Source organism: Microbacterium umsixpiens, from assembly GCF_053543675.1.
On sequence record NZ_JBLVOH010000103.1, the window covers coordinates 1 to 5,525 of the forward strand.

Below are 5,525 nucleotides of genomic sequence, written 5' to 3' on the forward strand. Positions count from 1 at the left end.
ACCATCCGGGGCGGCTCGGTGCGCGATGCCGTGCTCTCCGCGACCGCCGTGCGCGACCAGGCCATCGCGCTGGAGGGCGTCGAGCTCAGCACCGAGCGCGGCGAGGGCGCCCTGATCTCGAGGGCCGCCGGCTCGGGGGTCATCACCTGGCGGCTGAGCGGCCTGACCTCGGCAGCGCCGAAGGGCGTGGCACATGTCGACATCGGAACGGGCGTCAATCACGCGCGCGTCACCGGCAGCCAGTTCGTGGGAGGGCGGCTGCGGTTGGCCGACGGCTTCTCGGAGCCTTCCACGCTGCTGTACAGCGACAACGTCGAGCGTGGCGTCGAGGCGGATCTCCCCGAGGCCGGCGACCGCGTGCTGATCGCCGACGTGCTCACGAGCGCGTGAGCGGCGGCATCATGGACAGCATGGAGGACTTCTCTTGAACGACACGGCATCGCCCACGCATCTCGGCGACCGCATCCGTATCCCCCGCACCCGCGCGCGCATCGGCATCGCCCGCCGCGACATCACGCCGCCCGTCGGCATCCGCGCCAAGAACTGGGGGCCCGCCGACTGGGAGCGCTCCGAGGGGGCGCACCGCCCGTTCGAGCTGACCGCGCTCGCCGTGATCGCGGGAGACGAGCGGCCGCGCCTGCTGCTCGCGGTCGACGGCACCTGGTGGCGCCGCGTGGCCGACGAACAGGGCGTCCGCGGGGCGATCCTGGCGGGACTCGGACTCGAGGCCGACCAGCTGATGCTGTCGCTCTCGCACACGCATGCCGGCGCGGTGCTCTGCGCGGCCGATGCGCACCTCCCGGGTGGAGAGCTGATCCCCGGGTACCTCGAGGCGCTCGCCGCCGCGGGCATCGCCGCCGGACGCGAGGCGCTCGACGGGGCGGTCCCCGGACTCGTCGAGTGGACGACCGGCCGCTGCACACTGGCCGCCGATCGCGAGCTCGACGTCGACGGGCGTGCGCTCGTGGGCTTCAACCCCGCCGGCACCGCCGATGACACCGTCATGATCGGCCGCCTCAGCATCGACGGTGTCGTGCGCGGCACGCTCGTGAACTACGCCTGCCACCCGACCACGCTCGCCTGGCAGAGCCGTGAGGTGTCGCCGGACTACGTCGGCGCGATGCGCGAGATCGTCGAGGCCGCCACGGGTGCGCCGTGCCTGTTCGTGCAGGGCGCCTCGGGCGAGCTGGCGCCCCGCGAGCAGTACACCGGCGACGTCACGGTCGCCGACCGCCACGGACGCTCGCTCGGGCATGCGGTGCTCGCGGCCCTCGATTCGCTGCCGGCGCCGGGGGAGGAACTGACTCTCGAGGGCGTCGTGGAGTCGGGAGCGCCGCTGGCGATCTGGGCGGGAGAGGTGGCTCACGGCGGGGAGGGCGCGGCCGGTTCGGTGACGAGCGTCGAGCTGCCGCTGCGCGACCTGCCGGCGCTGGAAGAGCTCGCCGAGGAGTGGAAGGACATCGATCCGCGGTCGCGTGAGGAACGTCTCGGTCGCGCACGCAACCTGCGTGACGGGTACATCGAGGGTCCGACGGTGCAGCATCCGGTGTGGGCCTGGCGGCTCGGGGATGCGGTGATCGTGGGGCATCCGGGAGAGGCGTATTCGCGTCTGCAGACCGCGTTGCGGGCGCGGTTTCCCGAGACGCCGATCGTCGTGATGAATCTCACGAACGGCCCCGGCTTCGTGTACCTGCCGACGCGCGACGCGTATGACCGTGGCGCGTACCAGGCGTGGCAGACGCCGCTCGCTCCCGGTGCGCTCGACCTGCTCGTGGAGCACGTGGCGGCCGTGGTCGCGGATCTGCTCGACCGCTGAGTCGCCCGGCCACTACACTTGCTATAGCAAATCTCGAACCCCCTGAGGAGAGCAATGACCGCGCCCATCGCCATCGTCACCGGAGGATCCGCCGGCATCGGCTGGGAGATCGGCCAGCGCCTCGCCGCCGACGGCTACACGGTCGTCGCCGCGGACCGCGTGCCCGGACTGACCGCGGGAGCGAACCCCGCCGGCATCCTGTGGCGCGAGCTCGACGTGACCGACCACGCCGGCGTCGACCGGGTGTTCGGCGAGATCGAGGCCGAGCTCGGACCCATCGAGGTGCTCGTCAACAACGCCGGCATCCAGCGCCACCGCGGCATCGAAGACCTCAGCTGGGACGAATGGTCGGCCGTGGTCGACGTGAACCTGCACGGCGTCTTCTCGGCGTTGCAGGCCGCAGGGAAGCGGATGCTGGAGCGCGGCGACGGCCGCATCGTGAACATCTCGTCCATCTCGTCGCGCGGGTCGGCGGGGCGTGCGCCTTACGCCACGACCAAGGCAGCGGTGATCGGCCTCACCTCTACCGCCGGTGCCGAGTGGGCCTCTCGCGGTGTGCGGGTGAACGCGGTCGCGCCCGGCTACGTCGACACGGGCGTGTTCCGCCAGGGCGTCGAGGCGGGCACACTCAGCCTCGACACGATCCTGTCGCGCATCCCCGCGAAGCGCCTGGGCGACGCGAGCGAGATCGCCGCGGCCGTCAGCTTCCTCGTCTCCGACCAGTCCCGCTACATGAACGGACAGACCCTCTACGTCGACGGCGGCTTCATGGTCGACTACGGCATCCCCCTGGCGAAGAAGCCCGAATGAGCACGATCGCCCGCATCGACACGGCCACGGCCGTGCTGCCCCTTCCCGCGCCCTTGCAGTTGGGGGCGATGACGGTGACCCGACGCGAGTACAGCGCGGTGCAGGCGACCGCCGATGACGGCACGACCGGCGTCGCGTACTGCCTGTCGCGTGAGGCGCCGATGGCCGAGATAGTCGACCGGCTCGTCGCGGCGCATGCGGTCGGTGCGGATGCCGACGACCCGACATCGACGTGGGATCGGATGCTGCGCGGCAGTGCGATCGTCGGACGGGTGGGGCTCGTTCGTCGGGCCATCGGCCTCGTCGACATCGCGCTGTGGGACATCGCAGCCCAGCGTGCGGATGTGCCGCTGTGGAAGCTGCTCGGCACCGGAGACGCGCCGCGGGACTCGATCCTCGTCGCCGCATATCCGTCGCCTGACCGGGCTCCGCGCGAGGTCGCCGACGAGGTTCTCGCTCAGGCGGACGGCTGGACGTACGTGAAGATCTCCCGCATTCCCGATCCGGCATATATGCGCGAGCTGTTCACCCTGCTCAACGCCGAGCTGCCCTCCGCGACCGGTCTGATCGTCGATGTCGGCTTCGGGTGGCCGGATGCCGATGCCGCCCTGGCCGAGATCGCGCAGTGGGGAGACCCGCAGCTGGCCTGGCTCGAAGACCCGCTGCTGCCGGAGGATGCCGCGGGTGTCGCGCGCATCCGCCGGGAATCGGGGCTTGCCGTCTCGGTCGGCGATGAGGTCACCGATACTGCCGTGCTGAAGGCGCTCGTCGAGGTCGGCGGTGTCGAGGCGTTGCGCCTCGATGTCGTCGCGATCGGTGGCGTGACTCCGGCGCGCGAGGTGATCGCCTGGGCGACCGAGCGTGGTGTGCCCGTGTCGGGGCATGTCTATCCCGAGGTCACCGCCCACCTCGGCATCGGTGTCGAGACCTTTGCGCGAGGCGTCAACCCGTACGATCCCGCGCCGTCTTTCGTGCTCGGCGGCCCGTCTTTCGAGGGACGGATCCGGCCGACGGATGCTCCGGGCCTCGGCTTCACGCTCGATCCTGGAGTGTTCGCGTTCGAGAAGGCATGAGGGGCGGCTGGCGGCAGTCGCGTCGCGCGTTCTGAAGGAGAAGTGGCGGAATGAAGGCCGTTTCGCGCTGTGGGCTCCTTCATTTCAAGAGTTCTCCTTCGCGACGGGTGGCCGGAAGTGCGGCAACGCCTCACCGGAGGTACGCGTCCACGAGCAGCGCACCGCGGATGGCCCGCAGCTCGTCGATGATGCGCGCGATGCTCTTGGCGCTCACCGACGACAGTGCAAGGTCGTGCGGACCGAGGGGTTCGAGCTTCCCGGTGCGGATGCGGATGACCTCCCAGCCGGCGGCACGGAGGGCGCGGTCTTTGCGCAGATCGGCATCCTGCCGCTTGCCGACGTGCTCGAGGCCGTGACGGCCGACCGTGTCGTACTCGAGCGCGACTCGCAGTTCCGGGAACACGATGTCGGGCCAGACCTCGGTGTGCCGGAAGAACGGGCGCGACACTTTCACCGCGTTCACCGCCGCGTCGAACTCGATCAGCGCTCCGAGCTCTGCCCGGAGGCGTCCTTCCACCGCGGATGCCGGGCGCGGGGCGCACGCGCTCACGAACGCGGTTCCCGCGGGCAGGTCGGGCGTCTTGGTGCAGAGCGCGGGCGCGGGACGACGGGGATTGCGTGGGAGGGCGCGGGCTTCGCCCAGCACGACCGGTTGCGGACGGGCGAGGGCCGAGCATTCGGGACACCACGCGGAGCGGCGCCGCACCTGTCCTGGTCGCTCGCGCTGCTCGGTCGGGGTGGCGGCGAACCGGTGTCCGACCGGGCACTCCCAACAGAGCAGCACATCGGCCGCGAGCGGGACCTGCGACAGCGCGATGCCGTGGTTGAGCTCGGGGTGGTACTGCCGGATCAGCTCCGGGTATGCCGCCCATCCGGCGCGGTATGTGCCCACCTCATACGGAACGGCGCGACCGCGGGAGAACTGCCGTCGCGCCCACCACTGCTTCACCGGTTCCGGCACGCGCCGACGATATCCGCGAGCACGGACATCGCGTCGCCCCGGTCGACGACGGTCCGGATGTCCGCGGTCCGTGCGACGATCCGCACGTCGACGGGAGCACGGATGCGTGGGGAAGCCACGGTGCTGCACGCTGATCTCGATGCGTTCTACGCGTCGGTCGAGCAGCGCGACGCCCCGGAACTGCGCGGGCGACCCGTCATCGTGGGCGGCGGGGTCGTGCTGGCCGCGAGCTATGAGGCGAAGGCGCGCGGGGTCCGCACGGCGATGGGCGGCCGGCAGGCGCGCGAACTCTGCCCGGATGCCGTCGTCGTCCCGCCGCGCATGGAGGCGTACTCCGCCGCGAGCAAAGACGTCTTCGCGATCTTCCGCGACACCACCCCGCTCGTCGAAGGACTCTCGATCGATGAGGCGTTCCTCGAGGTCGGGGGGTTGCGACGCATCGCCGGCACTCCCGAGCAGATCGCGGCGCGGCTGCGGGAACGCGTGCGCACGGAGGCCGGGCTGGCGATCTCGGTCGGAGTCGCGCGCACCAAGTTCCTCGCCAAGGTCGCCAGCGCCGTGAGCAAACCCGACGGCCTGCTGGTCGTCGAGCCCGAGCGCGAGGAGGAGTTCCTGCTTCCCCTTCCGGTCGAACGGCTGTGGGGCGTGGGAGCGGTGACGGCCGAGAAACTGCACCGCTACGGGATCCGCACCGTCGGTGAGCTCGCCGAGCTCGAGGCTGCGACGGCGGAGCGGATGCTGGGCAAGGCGACGGGCGCCCATGTGCACGCGCTGGCCCGGCTGCGGGATCCGCGTCCGGTCGACACCACCCGGCGGCGCGGATCGGTCGGCTCGCAGCGCGCGCTCGGCAGCCGTCCGCGATCCG

Annotated in this window: 5 protein-coding genes and 1 pseudogene; 5 read left to right on the forward strand and 1 reads right to left on the reverse strand. The window is 71.3% G+C overall.

Going from position 1 to position 5,525, the window contains the following annotated elements; translation table 11 throughout:
• The 4 genes and pseudogenes from ACNPM4_RS10465 to ACNPM4_RS10480 form a co-directional block, all read left to right on the forward strand.
• Positions 1–390, forward strand: a pseudogene (locus ACNPM4_RS10465) (peptidase C14); the annotation flags it as partial.
• A 34-nt stretch (positions 391–424) separates the two neighbouring features.
• Positions 425–1,816, forward strand: coding sequence for a hypothetical protein (locus ACNPM4_RS10470; RefSeq protein ID WP_448985623.1), 1,392 nt, complete (start codon positions 425–427; stop codon positions 1,814–1,816).
• Positions 1,817–1,870: 54 nt separating this feature from the next.
• Positions 1,871–2,626, forward strand: coding sequence for an SDR family NAD(P)-dependent oxidoreductase (locus ACNPM4_RS10475; protein WP_448985625.1), 756 nt, complete (start codon positions 1,871–1,873; stop codon positions 2,624–2,626).
• Positions 2,623–3,699: an enolase C-terminal domain-like protein gene (locus ACNPM4_RS10480; protein ID WP_448985626.1), complete on the forward strand. Its 1,077-nt coding sequence runs from the start codon at positions 2,623–2,625 to the stop codon at positions 3,697–3,699. Before ACNPM4_RS10475 ends, ACNPM4_RS10480 begins: the two co-directional genes overlap by 4 nt.
• Before the next feature lie 130 nt (positions 3,700–3,829).
• On the opposite strand, the gene ACNPM4_RS10485 is transcribed toward ACNPM4_RS10480, so the two are convergent.
• Positions 3,830–4,660 (reverse strand): zinc-ribbon domain-containing protein, encoded by an 831-nt coding sequence (locus tag ACNPM4_RS10485; protein WP_448985628.1) that lies wholly within the window; start codon positions 4,658–4,660, stop codon positions 3,830–3,832.
• A gap of 57 nt (positions 4,661–4,717) precedes the next feature.
• On the opposite strand from ACNPM4_RS10485, the gene dinB reads away from it, so the two are divergent.
• A partial coding sequence (gene dinB / locus ACNPM4_RS10490) for a DNA polymerase IV (protein ID WP_448985629.1) occupies positions 4,718–5,525 on the forward strand: 808 nt, incomplete at its 3' end.